Genomic DNA, 19,496 nt, shown 5'->3' on the forward strand with positions numbered 1-19,496 from the left:
GATGGAACGGCTACGACCGCCAGAAGATGGTGGACAGCCGCTTCCGCTCCGGATTCCCGGGCCAGTAGCCGGCAAGGCGACCAAGGTATAGCGAGATGGCCATCGGTCTGGTAGGGCGAAAGCGCGGAATGACGCGAATCTTCACTGAAGATGGCGCTTCTGTGCCTGTAACTGTCATTGAGGCACTGCCGAACCGCGTTACGCGGGTCAAGTCGGTCGACTCGGATGGCTATTCGGCAATCAAGGTCACCACGGGCTCGGTCAAGCTCAGTCGCATCAGCAAGACGCTGGCGGGCGAGTATGCCAAGGCCGGCGTAGAGCCGGGTGAGGGCATGTGGGAGTTCCGTGTCAGCGAGGAAGAGGCTGGTGCGCATCCCCAGGGGTCACAAATTACTGTCGAGGCGTTTGCTGCCGGGCAGCTTGTCGATGTTCGTGGTACCACGATCGGCAAGGGATATGCCGGCACCATCAAGCGGCACCATTTTGCCGGCCAGGATGCAACTCACGGTAACTCGGTCTCGCACCGTGTTCCGGGGTCCATCGGCCAGCGCCAGACTCCGGGCCGGGTGTTCAAGGGCAAGCGGATGTCGGGTCATCTGGGCAATATCGGACGCAGCACACTGAATCTGGCCGTTGTACGGGTTGACGCGGAGCGCAACCTGCTGCTGGTCAAGGGTGCTGTGCCAGGGCATGCGGGTTCGCACGTGGTGGTCAAGCCCGCCGCGAAGATTCGCCGCAAGAAGAAGGGCTGAGGCAGAGATGAAGCTCGCAATTCACGGCGGCGGCAGCCTTGAGGTGTCTGACGATACCTTTGGCGCCAAATTCAACGAGGCGTTGATTCATCAGGTCATTACCGCCTATATGGCGGGTGGCCGGGCCGGTACGAAGGCGCAGAAGACCCGCGCTGAAGTCCGGGGCGGTGGACGCAAGCCACACAAGCAAAAGGGTAGCGGTCGCGCCCGTGCCGGTACCACCCGTGGCCCGATCTGGGTTGGCGGCGGTCGGGCTTTCGCGGCCAAACCCCGCGACTACAGTCAGAAGGTCAACCGGAAGATGTATCAGGCCGCAATGCGGTCGGTTTTCTCGGAGCTGATACGGCAGGAGCGTCTCGTCGTTGTTGATGATATCGACATTGCCCGGCCGAAGACCCGCGATCTGGTTGCCTTGCTGCAGGGCCTTGGCTTGCAGCGTGTGCTCATTCTTGTCGACGAATGCAAGGATAACCTGCGTTTGTCGGCGCAAAATCTCCACTGGGTTGATGTTGTCGATATTCACAGCCTGAACCCGCTTGCGCTCGTCCGCTTTGAGAAAGTGCTGGCGACTGCTGCTGCAGTCAAGGCTGTCGGGGAGCGTTTGTCATGACCGTCAATCTCGCCAATGAAAAACTGATGTCCGTATTGGTCGGGCCGCATCTTTCCGAAAAGAGCAGCCGGGTTGCGGAGAAAGTCAGGCAGTTTGTGTTCAAGGTGCGTCGCGACGCTGACAAGAAGCAGGTAAAGCGCGCTGTTGAGCTGATGTTCGGCGTCAAGGTTACCGCTGTGCAGGTTGTGCATGTGGCCGGCAAGGTGAAGCGGCTCGGTCGCAGCATCGGCAAGCGCCAGGACTGGAAGAAGGCCTATGTAACGCTGGCCGAAGGCCAGGATATCGACTTCCACGGGAACGCCTGACAGGCTCCGGAAGAAAGACGTTCGATCAAGAGACCCTAGGGCTTAAACCATGGCACTCCAGCAAACAAAACCAACCTCCCCTGGGCGTCGTTTCGTCGTCAAGGTGACGACACCGGACCTGCACAAGGGTGCGCCACATGCGCCGCTCGTCGTGCAGATCGGCCGCGCTACCGGTCACAACAGCCATGGCCGGATCACCACGCGGCACAAGGGTGGTGGTCACAAGCGGTTATACCGGATCATCGACTTCAAGCGCGACAAGGACGGAATCCCGGCGAAGGTCGAGCATATTGAATACGATCCGAATCGTAGCGCGCATATCGCCCTGCTGCTGTACGCAGACGGCGAGCGTCGCTACATCATTGCGCCCAAAGGGCTTGCTGCGGGGGACAGTGTTGTTTCCGGTCGCGATTCACCGATCAAGACCGGCAATGCCATGCCACTGCGGAACATCCCGGTTGGTACGCTGGTGCATGCCGTCGAACTGAAGCCCGGCAAGGGTGCGCAGCTCGCACGTGCTGCCGGTACCGGTATCCAGATCGTGGCCCGTGAGGGCACATATGCGACCGTCCGGCTGCGCTCCGGCGAGATGCGGAAGGTGCATGTGGAGTGCCGCGCGACGATCGGCGAGGTTGGCCGCGAAGAGCACAACCTCCGTAAGTTCGGCAAGGCCGGCGCGAAGCGCTGGCGCGGTATTCGGCCAACGGTCCGCGGCGTTGCGATGAATCCGGTCGATCACCCGCACGGCGGCGGCGAAGGCAAGACCTCCGGTGGTCGCCATCCCGTCACGCCATGGGGCGTAAAGACCAAGGGCTACAAGACCCGGCACAACAAGCGAACTGCCGGAATGATCGTGCGTCGGCGCGACAAGAAGTAACGACAGGTACCGTCAAAGGATTTTGAATCGTGGCACGTTCCGTAAAAAAGGGGCCGTTTATCGATCTGCATCTGGCCAACAAGGTCAGGGTGGCGGTCGGCACCAATAATCGTCGGCCAATCAAGACATGGTCGAGACGTTCGACGATCCTGCCGGAAATGGTAGGTCTCACGATTGCCATTCATAACGGGCGCGACCACATCCCGGTGCTGATTACCGAGAACATGGTCGGCCACAAGCTCGGCGAATTTGCCGTAACCCGGACCTTCAAGGGGCACTCGGGCGACAAGAAGACCAAGGCTGCAGGTTAAGGATCCGGATATGCAGGTTTCAGCCACATTGAAGTACGCGCGCATCTCGCCGCAGAAGTGCCGGCTGGTTGCCGATGCCATTCGCGGCAAGTCGGTTGCCGGTGCCAAGCAGATCCTGGAGCTGATGCCGAAGAAGGGCGCTCTTCTGCTGAAGAAGGTACTCGATTCGGCTATCGCCAACGCAGAACACAATAACGCGGCAGATATCGACGAGTTGAGGGTATCTACCGTCTTCGTGAATGAAGCGCCGCGACTGCGTCGGTTCCGCGCTTCCGCGAAGGGTCGGGCTTCGCCTCGCCAGAAGCGCAGCAGTCATATCACCATACAAGTCGCGGACGAATAGCAGCATGGGACAAAAGGTCAATCCGATCGGGATCCGGCTCGGTATCACTCGGGACTGGTCGTCCAAGTGGTACGCCGACCAGCGCACTTTCCCGCATTACATTGCGATGGATTACAAGATCCGTGAGTTTCTGAAGAAGAAACTCAAGGAGGCTTCGGTAAGCAAGATCCTGATTGAGCGGCCGGCACGCAAGGCCCATATCACGATTCATACGGCGCGGCCTGGTGTCGTCATCGGCAAGAAGGGCGAGGATATCGAGAGCCTGCGGGCCCAGGTGGCCAAGCTGCTGAAAATGCCGGTCGCCGATGTGCGGATCAATATTGCAGAGATCCGCAAACCGGAGCTGGATGCCAAGCTGGTCGCCGAAGGCATTGCGCAGCAGCTCGAGCGGCGCGTGATGTTCCGCCGGGCCATGAAGCGCTCAGTGCAGAACACGATGCGTCTGGGTGCGCTCGGCATCAAGGTGCAGGTTTCGGGTCGCCTGAATGGCGGCGAGATCGCGCGAACCGAGTGGACGCGGGAAGGACGGGTGCCACTGCATACCTTCCGCGCAGATATCGATTACGCATTGGCAGAAGCGATGACCACCTATGGGGTCATCGGTGTGAAAGTCTGGATTTTCCGCGGCGAAGTGTTCGATTCCCGCCAGGAAGTCGCGACGGAAGAAGCGGCAGCTCCGGCTGCGGCCGCGCGTTAAGGAATTGACGAAATGTTGCAGCCAAAACGCACCAAGTTCAGAAAGCAGTTCAAGGGCCGTAACCGTGGCCTCGCGCAGCGCGGCAATACCGTCGCTTTCGGCGAGTACGGGCTGAAGGCAACGGACCGTTGCCGGCTTACGGCCCGCCAGATTGAGGCCGCGCGCCGGGCGATGACCCGCTATGTAAAGCGTGGTGGCAAGGTATGGATCCGGGTATTCCCGGACAAGCCGATCACTGCCAAGCCGCTGGAAGTCCGGCAGGGAAGTGGCAAGGGTAACGTCGAGTTCTGGGTGGCCCAGGTGCAGCCCGGCACAGTGCTTTACGAGATGGAAGGGGTGACCGAGGCGATTGCCCGTGAAGCCTTCCGCCTGGCGGCGTCAAAGCTGCCTGTAGCGACCACGTTTGTCAGCCGGCACGTTGTCTAGACGTCCGGTATTTGAGGATTCAGGCGATGAAGCTGACCGAACTGCGCAAGAAGACCGAGGCCCAGCTGGGCGAAGAACTGCTTGGCTTGCGCAAAGAGCAGTTCAATCTGCGCATGCAGCGTGCAACCGGCCAGCTGAGCAAGCCGGATCAGTTCGCCAAGGTGCGGAAAAACATAGCGCGGATAAAGACATTGATGACTGAGCAGAGCAACAAGACGAAGACCGGCGGTGCGGCATGAGCGACAACGTGAGCGGCCAGGCCGCTGATTCCGCTGCACCGATCCGGACACTGACGGGTACGGTAGTCAGCAACAGCATGCAGAAGACAATTGCTGTTGTGGTCGAGCGGCTCGTCAAGCATCCGCAATACAGCAAGTACGTTCGCCGCACCACAAAGCTGCTGGCGCACGACGAGGACAACACCTCGCAGAAGGGAGATGTTGTTTCCATTACCGAGTGCCGGCCCTACTCGAAGCGCAAGGCCTGGCGGCTCGTCGAGGTTATCAAGCGGGCAGAGGTGGAGTAGGTATTCCCCAAAAGGGATGCCGGTCTCACAGCAGAAGCCTTAGCAACGCTGGTTTTATCGGGAATCGATCATGATCCAAATGCAAACATACCTCGCGGCCGCCGATAACAGCGGTGCTCGCCAGATGATGTGCATCAAGGTGCTTGGTGGCAGCCGCCGTCGTTACGCGTATATCGGCGACGTCATCAAGGTCAGTATCAAGGACGCGATCCCCCGGGGTCGGGTCAAGAAGGGCGAGGTCTACAACGCGGTCGTGGTACGTACCCGCAAAGGCGTGCGGCGGCCCGACGGATCGGTGATTCGCTTCGACGGCAATGCGGCTGTGCTGTTGAACAACAAGCTGGAGCCAATCGGCACGCGAATTTTCGGGCCAGTCACCCGGGAACTGCGTAACGAGAACTTCATGAAGATCATTTCTCTGGCACCGGAGGTGCTCTGAGTATTGCCAGAGTGTGGCGAACTCAGTGGAAGGTAGAGTCGTGAACAGGATCAGGAAAAACGACCAGGTAATCGTCAGCACCGGCCGCGACAAGGGTCGGCGTGGAACCGTTACCAAGGTGGATGGCGACCGAGTCTGGGTTGAAGGTGCAAATGTCGTGAAGCGGCATCAGCGTCCGAACCCGAACAAGGGTCTGCAGGGCGGTATCATCGAGAAAGAGATGCCCCTGCATATCTCCAATGTCATGCTGTTCAATCCCGTGACCAACAAGGGTGATCGCATCGGTTTCCGTACTCTGGAAGATGGCCGGAAAGTCAGGTACTTCAAGTCGAACAAAGAGGTCGTGGATATCTGATCCGTGTCTGGCTGAGCCAGAACAGCGGGTCAACAGAATCCCAGCAAGTTTATGACCAGACTACAGCAAGAATACGTCACCACTATCGTGCCAAAACTGCGTGAGCGGCTCGGTATCGACAATGTGATGGAAGTGCCGCGGATCACCAAGATCACGCTGAACATGGGCGTGGGTGAGACGATCACCGACAAGAAAGTGATCGAGAAGGCCGTGCAGGACATGACGGGTATCGCCGGCCAGAAGCCGCAGATCACGCTCGCGCGCAAGTCTGTTGCAACCTTCAAGGTTCGTGAGGGTTATCCGGTAGGCTGCAAGGTCACCCTGCGTCGCAGCCGCATGTACGAGTTTCTCGACCGCCTGGTCAACATTGCCATACCGCGTGTACGCGACTTCCGTGGCCTGAACGGCCGGTCGTTTGATGGCCGTGGCAACTACAGCATGGGCATCCAGGAACAGATCATCTTTCCGGAAATCGACTACGACAAGATCGATTCGATCCGGGGTATGGATATCACGATTACGACAACAGCCCGCACCGATGAGCATGCGCGGGCCTTGCTTGAAGCCTTCAACTTTCCTTTCCGCAAGTGACGGGATAAATCCGAATATGGCCAAGAAATCGATGGTTCTCCGGGATGTGAAACGGGCAAAACTCGTGGAGCGCTACGCAAAGAAGCGCCAGGAGCTGAAAGCCATAATTGCCAGCCCGAAGTCGCGCCCCGAAGACAAGCAGACGGCGCAGGAAAAGCTGCAGTCGCTGCCGCGGGATTCTAGTCCGAGCCGCATGCGGAGCCGTTGCTCAATCACCGGAAGGTCGCGTGGTTACTACCAGAAGTTTGGCCTGTCGCGTACCAAGCTTCGTGAGCTCACGCTGGAAGGCAACATTCCCGGCATGCGCAAGGCCAGCTGGTAAACGGATCAGCAACCTGTCCGGCGGATCCGGCAGGCAGCGACATAAACAGCAGACAGAAGCGAGTAAACGAATCCATGAGCATCTCCGACCCGATCGCCGACATGCTGACCCGCATCCGGAATGGCCAGAGGGTTTCCCTGCCTTCCGTGAGCATGCCTTCTTCGACGAAGAAGGAATCCATTGCGAAGGTGTTGCTGGATGAAGGCTATATCGCTTCATATCGGGTAGAGCCGGGTGAGAACAACAAGCCGGTTCTGCAGATTGAACTCAAGTACTTTGAAGGACGCCCCGTAATCGATGAGATCCGGCGTGTCAGCCGTTCGGGCCTCCGCATCTATCGTGGCAAGAGCGATGTACCGAAGGTCCAGGGCGGCCTGGGGATTGCGATCGTCTCGACGTCGGCTGGTGTAATGAGCGACCGTGCGGCCCGCGCTGGCGGGCATGGCGGAGAGGTGCTCTGCGTCGTTTCCTGATGCAGGCTGAATACAAATCCGGGATGAACTAGATGTCCAGAGTCGCAAAGAAGCCGGTGCTGCTGCCCAAGGGGGTCGAGATGACCCAGGCGGCAGGCACGGTCAAGGTCAAGGGTCCGAAGGGCGAACTGCGTCTGTCGCTCAGCGGCGATGTGGAAGTGAACATTGCCGACGATCAGGCCAATGTCACCAGCCGCAAGCCGGAGCAGCGTGCATGGGCCATTGCGGGAACCACCCGCGCCCTGCTCGCCAACATGGTTGAAGGCGTTTCCAAGGGGTTCGAGCGCAAGCTGGAGCTGGTCGGCGTCGGCTATCGCGCCCAGGCGCAGGGCAAAAAGCTCAATCTGACGCTGGGCTTTTCCCATCCGGTGGCCTATGCGGTTCCCGATGGCATCACCATCGATACGCCGAGCCAGACCGAGATCCTTATCAAGGGTGCGGACAAGCATCAGGTCGGCCAGGTCGCCGCTGATATCCGCAGTTATCGTCCGCCCGAGCCCTACAAAGGCAAGGGTGTGCGGTATTCCACAGAACGAGTTGTGCTGAAGGAGGCGAAGAAGAAATAGGTGCCGGATTGAGTTGATCCAACACCCCTTGCTTCAGAGGCGCTATGACCAAGAACGACAACAGACTGAGACGTGCACGGCGATCCCGGGCGAAGATCCGCGAGCTCGGCATTGCCCGGCTCACGATTCACCGGACTCCGCGGCACATGTATGCGCAGATCATCGGACCCGATGGCGGTACGGTGGTGGTTTCGGCATCGACCTTGCAAAAGGACGTGCGCGAAGCGCTCGACGGCACCGGCAACATCGCCGCCGCGGCAGTGGTTGGCCGGTCGATAGCCGAAAAGGCAAAGGCGGCTGGCGTCACGCGTGTGGCGTTCGACCGATCCGGTTTTCAGTATCACGGGCGCGTCAAGGCATTGGCTGAAGCGGCTCGCGAAAACGGCTTGGAGTTCTGACAGTGGCGCGTAGACAGGAAGGTTTGGGCCAGGGCCGCTCGGGTGAAGGCGATGACTATCTCGAGAAGCTCGTTGCGGTTAACCGTGTGGCCAAGGTCGTCAAGGGCGGCCGCCAGTTCGGCTTTACCGCTCTGACGGTCGTTGGCGATGGCAAGGGCAAGGTTGGCTTCGGTTACGGCAAGGCGCGTGAAGTGCCCGCCGCAATCCAGAAATCCATGCAGGCCGCACGTCGCAATCTGCGCACCGTGGCGCTGAAGAAGGACACGCTCTTCTATGCGCGCACCGGCAACCACGGTTCGACCCGTGTTTACATGCAGCCCGCCTCTGACGGTACCGGAATCATCGCGGGTGGTGCGATGCGTGCGGTGTTCGAGTGTGCCGGCGTACGCAACGTGCTGGCCAAGAGCTACGGCTCACGTAATCCGATCAATGTGGTGCGCGCCACGATGAACGCGCTCAGTGACATGTACTCGCCCGAGACGATTGCGGCCAAGCGCGGCAAGACTCTGGCGGAAATCACCGGCGCCTGAGTCGAGTTGACCAGGAATTCCGGGTTCAAGGAAACGGTGCGCCAATGGCAAAGTCCAAGCAGCTGAAAGTTACGCTCGTAAAGAGCAAGTTTGGTCGTCTCCCGAAGCATCGGGCCTGCGTTTCAGGTCTCGGGCTGCGGCGGATGCACCACTCGGTTCTGGTCGATGACACGCCCGAGAATCGCGGCATGGTCAATCGCATCGCCTATATGTTGCGTGTCGAGCAGGCCTGAGAGACAAGGAAGCAGATATGAAGCTGAACACGCTTAAGCCTGGATCGAGAAAGGCGCCGAAACGCGTTGGTCGCGGCAGTTCCGCCGGCCAGGGCAAGACATGTGGCCGTGGGCACAAGGGGCAGTCGGCCCGCGCCGGCGGTTATCACAAGGTCGGCTTCGAAGGCGGTCAGATGCCGCTGCAACGGCGGCTGCCGAAGATCGGCTTCGTGTCGCAGATGATTGGCACGACGGCTGAAGTCCGTTTGCATGAACTCGAGCGCGTGAAGGCAGAGATCATCGATCTGGCCAGCCTCAAGGATGCCGGTATCGTGTCGCGGGAAGCCGAAAAGGCCAAGGTGATCAGCTCCGGCAAGATCGCCAAGGCAGTAAAGGTGCGTGGCATCAAGGTCACGCCGGGTGCCCGCAAGGCCATTGAAGCGGCTGGCGGCAGCATCGAAGAATAATTGCAGGACTGACGGAACACATCGTGGCAAAAGGCGGAAAGGCAAATCCTGCGGCAACTCTCGGCGAAGCCCCGCGCTTCACCGAGTTGCGCAAGCGCCTGTTTTTCCTGCTTGGCGCACTCGTGGTCTACCGGATCGGCACCTTTATTCCCGTCCCCGGTATCGACCCGCAAGCCCTGGCGCGCTTCTTTGAGCAGCAGTCCGGCACGATCCTCGCGATGTTCAACATGTTCTCCGGTGGAGCGCTTTCGCGGCTGAGCATTTTTGCGCTGGGCGTGATGCCCTATATCTCGGCTTCGATTATTGTGCAGATGGCCGGTATGGTCATCCCGCAGTTGAGCCAGTTGCGCAAGGAAGGCGAGTCGGGGCGCCGCAAGCTGACGCAGTACACGCGTTTTGGCACGGTCGGGCTGGCTCTTGTGCAGTCGATCGGCGCGGCTGTCGCGCTGCAGAATCAGTCAGTCGTGATCAATCCAGGTCCCAATTTTGTCTTTACGGCTGCGATCACGCTGGTTACCGGGACGATGTTCCTGATGTGGCTTGGTGAGCAGATCACCGAGCGCGGTCTGGGCAACGGCATTTCGATGATCATTCTGGCCAGCATCATTTCCGGTCTGCCGGCGGCCATCGGCGGCACCCTTGAGCTCGTGAATACCGGGGAGATGAACCCGGCAATCGCGCTCATCCTCGTTCTGCTCGTGATTGCGGTCACCGCGTTCGTGGTGTACATGGAGCGCGGCCAGCGCAGGATTACCGTCAACTATGCGCGCCGCCAGCAGGGGCGTCGGGTTTATGCCGGCCAGTCCAGCCATCTGCCGTTCAAGATCAACATGTCGGGCGTCATCCCGCCAATCTTTGCCTCCAGCATCATCCTGTTTCCGGCTACAATCGCCGGCTGGTTTGGTACCACCCAGGGCTTCGGCTGGCTGCAGACGCTTTCTGCGGAACTCTCGCCGGGTCAACCGATCTACATCATGCTGTATGCCAGCATGATCATGTTTTTCTGCTTCTTCTATACGGCGCTGGTGTTTAATTCCCGCGAGACAGCCGACAACCTGAAGAAGAGCGGCGCATTTATTCCCGGCATCCGGCCCGGGCAGCAGACTTCCGAGTACATCGACAAGGTGCTCACACGGCTGACCTTCTGGGGCGGCCTCTATGTTGTGGCGGTATGTATGCTGCCGGAGTTCATGATTCTCTACTGGCGGGTACCGTTCTATTTCGGCGGAACCTCGCTGATGATCATCGTGGTAGTCACGATGGACTTCATGGCGCAACTTCAGGCGCACACGATGTCCCATCAATACGACAGCATGCTGAAGAAGGCCAATTTCAGCGGCATTGGACGAGCTGGCCAGATCCGTTAAGAAGCTGGCCACAGGAGTAGATATATGAAAGTCCGGGCATCAGTAAAGAAGATCTGCAGGAACTGCAAGATCGTTCGGCGTAATCGCGTGGTACGGGTGATCTGCAGCGATCCCCGTCACAAGCAGCGCCAGGGTTAATGGCTCCGGTTACTGGAGAGCAGGTGTAATGGCACGTATAGCGGGCATCAACATCCCCCCCAACAAGCATGTGGGGATTGCGTTAACGCATATTTTCGGCGTTGGGCGGCAGCGTGCCCTCGATGTCTGCGAGGCATCCGGCATTGCGCCGGACGTCAAGGTGAAAGACCTCACCGAGCCCGAAGTCGAACGGATCCGTGGCGAGATCGCGCGGTTTCCGGTCGAGGGTGATCTGCGCCGGGAAGTGTCCATGAGCATCAAGCGTCTCATGGATCTCGGCTGTTACCGGGGCATCCGCCATCGCAAGGGATTGCCGATGCGAGGGCAGCGCACGCGTACCAATGCGAGGACCCGCAAAGGTCCGCGCCGGGCAATCAGAAGATAGCTGGACGGTAGTCATCACCGGCTGACGGTGATGGCGCCTGCCACGACAGGTTTACAGAGAGATTTATGGCACAAGAACCCGAAACACCAGATACCCCGACCCCCGAAGCGGAAACTGCCGCTGCGGCTGCCACCAAGGCGCGGAAGAAGGGCAAGCGGCATGTCGTCGACGGCATCGCCCATATCCATTCCACGTTCAACAATACGATCGTGACGATCACCGACCGGCAGGGCAATACGCTGAGCTGGGCAACGGCTGGCAGTTGTGGTTTCAAGGGCTCACGCAAGAGCACGCCGTTTGCCGCCCAGGTTGCTGCAGAGCGCGCCGGTCAGGCCGCTCTGGAGTATGGCGTCAAGGCGCTGGAAGTGCTGGTCAGCGGTCCGGGCCCGGGACGTGAATCAGCGGTCCGGTCACTCAATGGTGTGGGTTTTCGTATCGGCAATATCGAAGACATCACGCCCATTCCGCACAACGGCTGTCGTCCGCCGAAGAAGCGGCGCGTTTAAAGGTAAGAGTAATGGCCAGATATCGTGGACCGACTTGCAAGCTTGCCCGCCGGGAAGGTACAGACCTGTTCCTGAAGAGTGGCATCAAACCACTTGAGACCAAGTGCAAGCTGGAAACGCCTCCGGGAACCAAGCAGCAGGCGACCAAGAAATCCCGCCTCTCGGGTTACGGTCTCCAGTTGCGTGAAAAGCAGAAGCTGCGACGCATGTACGGGGTGCTGGAACGGCAGTTCCGCATCACCTATCACAAGGCGTCGCAGATGAAGGGTTCGACCGGTGAGAACCTCCTCAAGCTTCTCGAGGGTCGCCTGGACAACGTGGTCTACCGGATGGGCTTTGGTTCCACGCGTGCGGAGGCCCGTCAGCTGGTGAGTCACTGCGCGATCCTGGTCAACAAGAAGGTTGTCAATATCGCTTCGTACCAGGTTTCGGCCGGCGACATCGTTGAGGTGCGTGAGCGCTCGAGGCAGCAGCCGCGGATCAAGAACGCCATCGCCATGGCCAGCCAGGTCGGCTTCCCGGAATGGGTCCTGGTCGACGACAAGACCATGACCGGAACCCTGAAGTCCCTGCCGGCCAGGGAAGATATCCTGCCCGACGTGAACGAGAACCTCGTCGTCGAGTTGTATTCCAAGTAATCAGTCAATCAAGAGTGGGTTCGCATATGCAACCATCAATCAGTGAGTTTCTGAAGCCGCGTAACGTTCGCGTGCAGGCCGAGACCGGCAACCGCGCCCGTATCGTGATTGAACCCCTTGAGCGTGGTTTCGGTCATACCCTGGGTAATGCCCTGCGTCGCGTTCTGCTGTCGAGCATGCCAGGTGCCGCCATCGTCGAGGCGGAAATCGAAGGTGTACTCCACGAGTACACCAGCATCGAGGGCGTGCAGGAAGACGTCGTTGAAATCCTGCTCAACCTCAAGGGTGTCGCGTTGCGCATGCACGCCCGCGACCGTGTTGAACTGACCCTGCATCGCAAGGGCCCTGGTCCGGTTACGGCGGGTGACATCACCACTGATCACGATGTGGAAGTCGTCAACCCGCGGCACGTGATTGCCAACCTCACCAATGCCGGCGAACTGAAGATCCTGCTGACTGTCGAGCGTGGCCGCGGTTACCGGGCTGCTACCCAGCAGGTTGATGCCGAGGGGCAGACCACCGCCACCATCGGGCATCTGCGCCTCGACGCGTCATTCAGCCCCGTGCGCAAGGTTACCTATACCGTTGAAGCGGCCCGCGTGGAGCAGCGCACGGACCTCGACAAGCTGGTGCTTGACGTGGAGACCAACGGCACCATCAATCCGGAGGACGCGATCCGGCGTGCCGGCACGATCCTCAAGGATCAGCTCGATGTGTTCCTCGAGCTGCGTGGTCAGGATGAAGCCGCTGCTTCGACTACCGAATCGCAGATCGAGCCGATCCTGCTGCGTCCGGTTGATGAACTCGAGCTGACGGTGCGGTCGGCGAACTGCCTCAAGGCGGAGAACATCAACTACATCGGGGACCTGGTTCAGCGCACTGAAGTCGAGTTGCTGCGGACGCCGAACCTCGGCAAGAAGTCGCTTACCGAAATCAAGGAAGTCCTGGAAAGCCATGGGCTGTCCCTGGGCATGCGTGTCGAGAGCTGGCCGCCGCCTGGCCTGCTCAAGCACGACGACCAGGCTGCCTGAGTAAACGCCCGGATCGGTATTGATCCGGCGAATCTGAAGATTTAACGGAATTTGTCACCATGATGCACCGTAAGGCCGGCCGTGCGCTCGGCAGAAAGAGCAGCCACCGGACAGCCATGTACCGCAATATGGCCGCTTCGCTGATTTGCGAGGAGACCATCCGTACGACTGTGCCGAAAGCGAAGGAACTGCGCCGCGTCCTCGAGCCCCTGATCACGCTGGCGAAGGAAGACGGGCTGGCACGCCGTCGTCTGGCTTTCTCGCGGTTGCGCGACCGGACCTCGGTGGGCAAGCTGTTCAACGAACTCGGTCCTCGCTTCAAGAGCCGGCCGGGTGGCTATCTGCGAATTCTGAAGATGGGTTATCGCGCCGGTGACTGTGCGCCGATGGCGCTGGTCATGCTGACCGACCGCGCTGCGCCTGCTGATGCGGCACCCGAGCCGAAGGGTCGGAAGAAAGTTGCGAAGAAGGCGGCCGCCAAGCCGAAGGCTGAAGCGAAGACCGCTGCCAAGCCCCGCAAGAAGGCCGCCAGGAAGGCTGCCGCTGCCTGATCAACGGGCGGCCCGTTCAGGGCCGCCGTTTCTCCTGCCGGCCTGAAGTCCCGCCCTGTTTCAGCGTGCGGTGGCTGATTCCGGCTGCGACTCCGGCTCATCCCTCTGCAGGCGCTCGATCTCCCGACTGACATGCTCCGGCGACTGCGTCTTGCGCGCCAGCAACACGTAAATCGCGGGAATCAGGTAGAGGGTCAGAAATACCGAGATCGTCACGCCGAAAAACACCGTAGCGCCAAGAGTGCGTCGCGATTCGGTGCCGGCACCGGTAGCTGCAATCAGCGGGATGGCCCCGAAGGCCGTACACAGGCTGGTCATCAGCACCGGGCGCAAACGGATGCTGGCGGCCGAAATGATCGCCGCGTAGAACTCCGTACCCCGGTCGCGCAGCTGATTGGCGAATTCAACGATCAGGATGCCGTTCTTTGCCGCCAGTCCGATCAGCATGATCGCACCGATCTGGCTGTAGACGTTGACCGACGATCCGAATGCCCAGAGGCCAACCAGTCCGCCGGTGATCGCCATCGGTACCGTCAGCATGATGATCAGCGGATGCCTGAAGCTCTCGAACTGCGCGGCGAGAATCAGGAACACCACGATCATCGCAAAACCGAAAGTCAGGTAGATCGCGTTCCCCGACTGCTTGTACTCGCGGGCCTCGCCGTCAAAATCGATCTTCGCCTCTGGCGGCAGCTCCGTGGCGATCAGCTGCTCCATGTAGCTCACGGCCTCGCCAATGGAATAGCCAGGTGCCAGACTCGCGCTCAGCGTCACCGAGCGCAACTGATTGAAGCGCTTCAGTTCCTTCGGACCCGCGACCTCCTCGAGCCGGACCAGACTCGCGAGTGGTATCAGCTGCGGCGAGCGATCCGAACGCACGTAGATATTCTGCAGATCCGATGGCGTGGCGCGGTCCTGGGCCGCACCCTGCAATATCACGTTGTACTCTTCGCCACGTTCGACAAAACTGGTGACGATCCTCGACCCGAGCATCGTTTCCAGCGTATTGCCAATGGTCTGCAGCGAAACGCCGAGATCGGCAGCACGATCCCGATCAATCGCAATCCGGATTTTCGGCTTTCCCGGAAAAAAGTCCGAGCGCATGCCGAGTATGCGCGGGTTCTCTTCGTTGACCTTGTTGATGATCAGGTCCTGCCAGTCGCTCAGGTCTTCATAGCTGGTGCCACTGAGTATCACCGCCAGTCCGCTGCCACTGGAGCGTATCGCCAGACTCGGCGGCAGAAATACCATGGCGACGGCACCCGGCAGCCTGTCAACCAGCTTGCGGATTTCGGCCGAGAGTTCCTGGGCCGAGCGCTGCCTTTCGGCCCGTGATACCAGGGGCATATAGATGAAGGCCGTATTTACATCGCCACCGCTGCCCCACATGCCGGTGCGGGAAACCACACGTTTGATATCACCGGATTCGACGTAGGGCTTCAGCAGGCCCTCGATCACCCGCACCTGACGGTCCATATACTCCGGCGATGCGCCTTCCGGGCCGCGTATCGTCATCAGCATCATGTTGCGGTCTTCGGCCGGCGCATATTCGCCGGGCAGGCTCCTGAACAGTACAGTGCCGAGTACTGCGACCAGTGCGAGCAGCACGACGGCAACGCGGGGCAGCCGGATGAATCGCGTGAGTGAGGCCCGGTAGGCTCCGGTGAGCCGCTGGAACACACCATCAAGCCAGGTCGCCAGCCGTCCCCGCCGCACACCGCCGGCATAAAGTATTGAAGTCAGCATCGGTACCAGTGTCAGGGCAACAAGGCCCGATGCCGCAATGGCCGCTGCCAGGGAGATGCCGAATTCGCCGAACAGGCGTCCGACATTGCCGGGCATGAACGAGATCGGTACGAATACGGCCACCAGTACCGCCGTGGTCGAGACCACGGCGAAACCGATCTCCCGACTGCCTTCGATGGACGCAAGCAGGGGCGGACGACCGAGTTCCATTTTCCGCACGATATTTTCGAGCACGACGATCGCATCATCGACGACCAGGCCGATGGCCAGCACCAGGCCGAGCAAGGTCAGTGTATTGATGGTGTAGCCCAGTGCGGCCATGACGATAAAGGCCGAGATGATCGCCACAGGAATCGTCAGGGCCGGGATGATCGTCGCCCGCAGCGAGCCCACAAAGGCGAAGATCACCACCAGTACCAGCAGCAGGGCTTCAAAAAGTACCTTGACCACCTCGCGCATCGACTCCTCGATGAAGCGTGAAAAATCGATACTGGTGGATACTGTCAGGTCGTCGGGCAGGCTGTCCTGCAGCCGGTCTACCTCGGCCAGCACAGCCCGGTTGACCTGCAGGATATTGGCGTTCGCCTGCGGCACGATGCCGAGACTGATGCCCGCCATGCCGTTCGAGCGCGAGACGAAGCGTGCGTCCTCGGGTTCGATGCGTACATCGGCCACTTCGCCAAGCCGGGTGAGGTAATTGTCGCTGCCGCGGCCGATAACCAGTGCCGCGAAGTCCTCGACCTTGTCCAGGCCTGTCGCCGTGCGCAGCGAGAATTCGCGCTGCCGCGACTCGATGCGTCCCGCCGGCAGCTCGACGTTTTCTCTCCTTAGCGTGTTTTCCACGTCTTCCACGGTGAGCCCGCGGGCGGCGAGCGCATCGCGATCGAGCCAGATGCGCATGGCCGTCTTCTGCGCGCCGGCCAGGCGGATCGTGGCGACGCCGTCAACGGCGGACAACCGGTCGACGAGGTTTCTGTCGGCGTAGTCGGTGAGATCCATCAACGTGCGTGTCCGGCTGTCCACGCCGATATACAGGGTGGCGTCCATGCCCTGATCCTGTTTGGTGATCTCGGGCGGATTCGCGCCATCGGGCAACTGCTTCTGCACCCGCGACACGCGTTCGCGGACATCGTTGGCGGCACCGTCCGGGTCGCGATCCAGGCCGAACTCGATCACGATGTTCGAACGCTCGTCCTGGCTGCTCGAGGTGAGCTTCTGCACGCCGGCGATGCCCGAAATCTGATCCTCTATGACCTGCGTGACGCGGCGCTCGACAACCTCGGCCGATGCGCCCCGGTAGGTTGTCGTCACGGTCACGACCGGCGGATCGATGTTGGGAAATTCGCGCACAGCCAGCCGGCTGACAGCGAGCAAGCCAAGAATGACCAGGATCAGGCTCAGGACTCCGGCGAGCACCGGGCGGCGTACTGATATGTCAGACAGGATCATGTTTGCTTGTTCCCCGCGTCCGCTCAGCCATCGGGCGTCACGCTGACCGGTGTGCCCTCGTGCAGACGCTGGGTGCCCTCGGTGACCACGAGCGCGCCCGCATCGAGGCCGCTACGGATCTCGGCGAAGCCGGGTGTGCGTCCGCCGAGCAGGACTTCGCGCTCCGCGGCCTTGCCGTTTTCGATGACGAAAACGTACTGGCGGCCTTCGCGCGGCATCAGGCTTTCTTCGGCGATCAGCAGCACCTTGTCGCGGTGCTTTTCGAGGCTGACGGTCATGAACATGCCGGGCTTCAGTGCGCCCCCGGCATTGGGCAGGGTGGCGATCACGGCAACCGAGCGCGTGACCGGATCGACGCGGGAATCGATGCTCGTCACCTCGCCGGAAAACTGCCGGTCCGGATAAACGGTGGTGGCAGCCGAGATCGGCATGCCGGTATGGACGGTATCCATGAAGGTCTCAGGAACCGAGAAGCCGAGCTTGATCGTGCTGACATCATCGAGCGTCGTGATCACGGTATCCGGGCTGACCAGGTCACCGAGACTGACCTTGCGCAGACCGACCACGCCGGCGAAGGGCGCCTTGACCGACAGCGTGTCGAGCCGCGCCCGGGCACCACGCACCTGTGCTCTGGCGACCGCCAGGTTTGCTTCGAGCTGGTCGAGGTCGGCTGCCGATACGACCTGGGTGGCTGCGAGGGCCTGACTGCGCTGGTACTGGCTTTCGGCCTGCTTCAGCTGCGCTTCGGCGAGGCTGAGGCTGGCCGCTTCCTGCCGCGTGTCCAGCTCGACCAGCATCTGCCCCGCCTTCACCGGCTGGCCTTCACGAAAGCCGATACGCGTGACGACGCTGCTGGAACGGACGGTGACCTCAATGGACTCGTTCGCCTGTGCCGTGCCGAGCGCCGTGTAACGGTCGATGAAGGATTGCGGCTCCAGTCGCCGGGCAATGACCGTTACAGGTGTCCCGGCACCGAACCCGGACGCACCGCTGCGGCTTCCATCCGCCTGATCGGACCGTGAACCGCAGGCCGCCAGCAGGCCGAGCAGCAGCGCCGGTATCAGTCTTGCAAGAGGGGCCAAGGTCCGGCTGCCGGCGCGAGGCCGGCCCGGCATGTTGTTGTTTTGCGTCACGGGCGATCCTGGTTCAAGTGGTTTCTGCTTCACGCGTCAGGTTTCTGTGGCCATCTGCGGTGACCAGCACATTATCCTCGATACGGATGCCGCCGTAGCGGCGCAGCCCGGCAACCTTCTTCCAGTCCACCTGCCGGCTGTGGCGGCTCTTCTTCAATCTGGCCAGCAGCGAGTCGATGAAGTAGATGCCGGGCTCGATCGTCACCACCATACCGGGTTCCAGCATGCGGGTGAGCCGCAAGCGCGAAAAACGCTTCGGTCGTGGCAGCGTGCGCCCCAGTGGACTCGCCAGGTCGCCGCCCACATCGTGGACCTGCAGGCCAAGCAGATGACCGAGTCCGTGTGGCATGAAACTGTCGATAATGCGTCGCTCCACCATTTCCTCGGCAGACAGGCGAACCAGTTCCCAGCGGGACAGCAGTCCGGCCAGCGCCGTAAATGCGCTCAGCTGAAGCGCCGGGAAGGACACCCCGGGGCGTACCTGCGCGCACAGCTGCTGCTGGGTGCGGTCCATGTCCCGCACCATGGCCGCGAATTCACCGCGTCGGGCGGCGTAGGTCCGGGTGATGTCGGACGCATAGCCGGCGACGCTGGATCCGGCGTCAAGCAGCAGGCTGTGGCGCTCGCGCGCCGGCAGGCGTTGCCGGTCGCGATGCTGGTAATGCAGCGTGGCGCCGTTCCGGTTCATCGCCACGATGGCCGGGTAGGGCAGTTCAGCATCGCTCTGGCCGCAGGCGGCGAGAAACATGAGGCCCATTTCAAACTCGCTGAGCCCGGCATCAAAGGCAGTGTGCACAGCCCGATGACCTGCCAGCGCCTGCGCCGTGGCCCGCTCGATGCAATGAACCTCCCATGCCGTCTTGCAGGCGCGGTCGTAATCGAGATGTACCAGCAGCGACCGGGGATTCCTGCGTCCACCGATGGCCAGTCCCCGCCACTGTGCGGGATCGCCGAGCAGAGCCAGCGCTTTTTCCGCGCGCGGCAGGTGGCGTCGCAGATCGGCGGGCTTCTCGAATACGCGGATATCGAGCGCACGCTGCCAGGGTCCGCGGGGCACGGGCGCCGGCTGGTGCCAGTAGTCCACCGGTTCCAGGATCAGCAGCAGCGGTTTCCTGCCCGGCCGGTACAGGAGGGCGGAGCCCGGATGCGCGAGCAGTGGCGCCCACTGCAGGAACAGCGGCTCTGCGCGGTAGGGGTAGTGCTGGTCATCACGGTGGACCGGCGGCGCCTGGCCGGCACCGATCAGCACGGCGTCGAAGCCGCCGGTTTGGAGCGCGCGATCGTAGCGCTGACAAAGGCTCTTGATGTGTGCGGCGTAGAGTCTGGATGAGGACGGCATGCTGGCTGGTTCC

General features: G+C 61.0%; 30 protein-coding genes. 27 read left to right on the forward strand and 3 right to left on the reverse strand.

What is annotated here, in order from left to right:
* The first annotated feature begins 95 nt into the window (after positions 1 to 95).
* From rplC to rplQ, 27 genes are all read left to right on the forward strand, one after another.
* Positions 96 to 752 (forward strand): 50S ribosomal protein L3, encoded by a 657-nt coding sequence (gene rplC, locus H6979_11385; protein ID MCP5140443.1) that lies wholly within the window; start codon positions 96 to 98, stop codon positions 750 to 752.
* Between the two features lie 7 nt (positions 753 to 759).
* Positions 760 to 1,362 carry a 50S ribosomal protein L4 gene (gene rplD / locus H6979_11390; GenBank protein ID MCP5140444.1) on the forward strand — a complete coding sequence of 201 codons (603 nt, stop codon included), beginning with the start codon at positions 760 to 762 and terminating at the stop codon, positions 1,360 to 1,362.
* Complete coding sequence (gene rplW / locus H6979_11395; protein MCP5140445.1) at positions 1,359 to 1,667, forward strand: 50S ribosomal protein L23; 309 nt, start codon at positions 1,359 to 1,361, stop codon at positions 1,665 to 1,667. The genes rplD and rplW overlap by 4 nt, the downstream gene beginning before the upstream one ends.
* Positions 1,668 to 1,716: 49 nt before the next feature.
* Entirely contained in the window at positions 1,717 to 2,544 is an 828-nt protein-coding gene (gene rplB / locus H6979_11400; protein ID MCP5140446.1) for a 50S ribosomal protein L2, read from the forward strand.
* 29 nt (positions 2,545 to 2,573) lie between these two features.
* Positions 2,574 to 2,855 carry a 30S ribosomal protein S19 gene (gene rpsS, locus H6979_11405; GenBank protein MCP5140447.1) on the forward strand — a complete coding sequence of 94 codons (282 nt, stop codon included), beginning with the start codon at positions 2,574 to 2,576 and terminating at the stop codon, positions 2,853 to 2,855.
* Between the two features lie 10 nt (positions 2,856 to 2,865).
* Positions 2,866 to 3,198, forward strand: a complete 333-nt coding sequence (rplV, locus tag H6979_11410) for a 50S ribosomal protein L22 (protein ID MCP5140448.1) — start codon at positions 2,866 to 2,868, stop codon at positions 3,196 to 3,198.
* Between the two features lie 4 nt (positions 3,199 to 3,202).
* The gene (gene rpsC, locus H6979_11415) at positions 3,203 to 3,895 is read left to right on the forward strand and encodes a 30S ribosomal protein S3 (GenBank protein MCP5140449.1); all 693 of its coding nucleotides are present in this window, start codon (positions 3,203 to 3,205) and stop codon (positions 3,893 to 3,895) included.
* A 12-nt stretch (positions 3,896 to 3,907) separates the two neighbouring features.
* Positions 3,908 to 4,321: a 50S ribosomal protein L16 gene (gene rplP, locus H6979_11420; GenBank protein MCP5140450.1), complete on the forward strand. Its 414-nt coding sequence runs from the start codon at positions 3,908 to 3,910 to the stop codon at positions 4,319 to 4,321.
* Between the two features lie 26 nt (positions 4,322 to 4,347).
* Positions 4,348 to 4,560, forward strand: a complete 213-nt coding sequence (gene rpmC, locus H6979_11425) for a 50S ribosomal protein L29 (protein ID MCP5140451.1) — start codon at positions 4,348 to 4,350, stop codon at positions 4,558 to 4,560.
* Entirely contained in the window at positions 4,557 to 4,847 is a 291-nt protein-coding gene (gene rpsQ / locus H6979_11430; protein MCP5140452.1) for a 30S ribosomal protein S17, read from the forward strand. Before rpmC ends, rpsQ begins: the two co-directional genes overlap by 4 nt.
* A gap of 70 nt (positions 4,848 to 4,917) precedes the next feature.
* Complete coding sequence (gene rplN / locus H6979_11435; protein MCP5140453.1) at positions 4,918 to 5,286, forward strand: 50S ribosomal protein L14; 369 nt, start codon at positions 4,918 to 4,920, stop codon at positions 5,284 to 5,286.
* A 40-nt stretch (positions 5,287 to 5,326) separates the two neighbouring features.
* On the forward strand, positions 5,327 to 5,641 hold the full coding sequence (gene rplX / locus H6979_11440; protein MCP5140454.1) for a 50S ribosomal protein L24: 315 nt from the start codon (positions 5,327 to 5,329) through the stop codon (positions 5,639 to 5,641).
* Positions 5,642 to 5,692: 51 nt separating this feature from the next.
* Positions 5,693 to 6,232 (forward strand): 50S ribosomal protein L5, encoded by a 540-nt coding sequence (gene rplE, locus H6979_11445; protein ID MCP5140455.1) that lies wholly within the window; start codon positions 5,693 to 5,695, stop codon positions 6,230 to 6,232.
* 16 nt (positions 6,233 to 6,248) lie between these two features.
* Positions 6,249 to 6,554: a 30S ribosomal protein S14 gene (rpsN, locus tag H6979_11450; GenBank protein MCP5140456.1), complete on the forward strand. Its 306-nt coding sequence runs from the start codon at positions 6,249 to 6,251 to the stop codon at positions 6,552 to 6,554.
* Positions 6,555 to 6,628: 74 nt separating this feature from the next.
* Positions 6,629 to 7,027: a 30S ribosomal protein S8 gene (gene rpsH, locus H6979_11455; protein ID MCP5140457.1), complete on the forward strand. Its 399-nt coding sequence runs from the start codon at positions 6,629 to 6,631 to the stop codon at positions 7,025 to 7,027.
* A 32-nt stretch (positions 7,028 to 7,059) separates the two neighbouring features.
* The gene (rplF, locus tag H6979_11460) at positions 7,060 to 7,593 is read left to right on the forward strand and encodes a 50S ribosomal protein L6 (GenBank protein MCP5140458.1); all 534 of its coding nucleotides are present in this window, start codon (positions 7,060 to 7,062) and stop codon (positions 7,591 to 7,593) included.
* A gap of 44 nt (positions 7,594 to 7,637) precedes the next feature.
* On the forward strand, positions 7,638 to 7,991 hold the full coding sequence (gene rplR, locus H6979_11465) for a 50S ribosomal protein L18 (protein ID MCP5140459.1): 354 nt from the start codon (positions 7,638 to 7,640) through the stop codon (positions 7,989 to 7,991).
* Between the two features lie 23 nt (positions 7,992 to 8,014).
* The gene (gene rpsE / locus H6979_11470; GenBank protein ID MCP5140460.1) at positions 8,015 to 8,521 is read left to right on the forward strand and encodes a 30S ribosomal protein S5; all 507 of its coding nucleotides are present in this window, start codon (positions 8,015 to 8,017) and stop codon (positions 8,519 to 8,521) included.
* Positions 8,522 to 8,565: 44 nt separating this feature from the next.
* Positions 8,566 to 8,754: a 50S ribosomal protein L30 gene (rpmD, locus tag H6979_11475; GenBank protein MCP5140461.1), complete on the forward strand. Its 189-nt coding sequence runs from the start codon at positions 8,566 to 8,568 to the stop codon at positions 8,752 to 8,754.
* A 17-nt stretch (positions 8,755 to 8,771) separates the two neighbouring features.
* Positions 8,772 to 9,200 (forward strand): 50S ribosomal protein L15, encoded by a 429-nt coding sequence (gene rplO / locus H6979_11480; protein ID MCP5140462.1) that lies wholly within the window; start codon positions 8,772 to 8,774, stop codon positions 9,198 to 9,200.
* A 23-nt stretch (positions 9,201 to 9,223) separates the two neighbouring features.
* On the forward strand, positions 9,224 to 10,567 hold the full coding sequence (secY, locus tag H6979_11485; protein ID MCP5140463.1) for a preprotein translocase subunit SecY: 1,344 nt from the start codon (positions 9,224 to 9,226) through the stop codon (positions 10,565 to 10,567).
* Positions 10,568 to 10,591: 24 nt separating this feature from the next.
* Positions 10,592 to 10,705: a 50S ribosomal protein L36 gene (gene rpmJ, locus H6979_11490; GenBank protein ID MCP5140464.1), complete on the forward strand. Its 114-nt coding sequence runs from the start codon at positions 10,592 to 10,594 to the stop codon at positions 10,703 to 10,705.
* 28 nt (positions 10,706 to 10,733) lie between these two features.
* Positions 10,734 to 11,090 (forward strand): 30S ribosomal protein S13, encoded by a 357-nt coding sequence (gene rpsM / locus H6979_11495; protein MCP5140465.1) that lies wholly within the window; start codon positions 10,734 to 10,736, stop codon positions 11,088 to 11,090.
* A gap of 65 nt (positions 11,091 to 11,155) precedes the next feature.
* The gene (gene rpsK / locus H6979_11500) at positions 11,156 to 11,596 is read left to right on the forward strand and encodes a 30S ribosomal protein S11 (protein MCP5140466.1); all 441 of its coding nucleotides are present in this window, start codon (positions 11,156 to 11,158) and stop codon (positions 11,594 to 11,596) included.
* Positions 11,597 to 11,607: 11 nt separating this feature from the next.
* Positions 11,608 to 12,234 (forward strand): 30S ribosomal protein S4, encoded by a 627-nt coding sequence (rpsD, locus tag H6979_11505; GenBank protein ID MCP5140467.1) that lies wholly within the window; start codon positions 11,608 to 11,610, stop codon positions 12,232 to 12,234.
* Between the two features lie 26 nt (positions 12,235 to 12,260).
* Complete coding sequence (gene rpoA / locus H6979_11510; GenBank protein ID MCP5140468.1) at positions 12,261 to 13,265, forward strand: DNA-directed RNA polymerase subunit alpha; 1,005 nt, start codon at positions 12,261 to 12,263, stop codon at positions 13,263 to 13,265.
* A 59-nt stretch (positions 13,266 to 13,324) separates the two neighbouring features.
* Complete coding sequence (gene rplQ / locus H6979_11515; GenBank protein MCP5140469.1) at positions 13,325 to 13,816, forward strand: 50S ribosomal protein L17; 492 nt, start codon at positions 13,325 to 13,327, stop codon at positions 13,814 to 13,816.
* A 60-nt stretch (positions 13,817 to 13,876) separates the two neighbouring features.
* Here the strand turns inward: rplQ and H6979_11520 are convergent, their stop codons facing one another.
* From H6979_11520 to pepQ, 3 genes are read right to left on the reverse strand one after another with little or no spacing between them, the layout of a single operon-like run.
* Complete coding sequence (locus H6979_11520) at positions 13,877 to 17,011, reverse strand: efflux RND transporter permease subunit (protein MCP5140470.1); 3,135 nt, start codon at positions 17,009 to 17,011, stop codon at positions 13,877 to 13,879.
* Between the two features lie 23 nt (positions 17,012 to 17,034).
* Positions 17,035 to 18,144, reverse strand: a complete 1,110-nt coding sequence (locus H6979_11525; GenBank protein MCP5140471.1) for an efflux RND transporter periplasmic adaptor subunit — start codon at positions 18,142 to 18,144, stop codon at positions 17,035 to 17,037.
* Between the two features lie 13 nt (positions 18,145 to 18,157).
* Positions 18,158 to 19,483 carry a Xaa-Pro dipeptidase gene (gene pepQ, locus H6979_11530; protein MCP5140472.1) on the reverse strand — a complete coding sequence of 442 codons (1,326 nt, stop codon included), beginning with the start codon at positions 19,481 to 19,483 and terminating at the stop codon, positions 18,158 to 18,160.
* Positions 19,484 to 19,496: the final 13 nt, after the last annotated feature.

Source organism: Chromatiales bacterium, assembly GCA_024234935.1.
Lineage (GTDB): Bacteria > Pseudomonadota > Gammaproteobacteria > Steroidobacterales.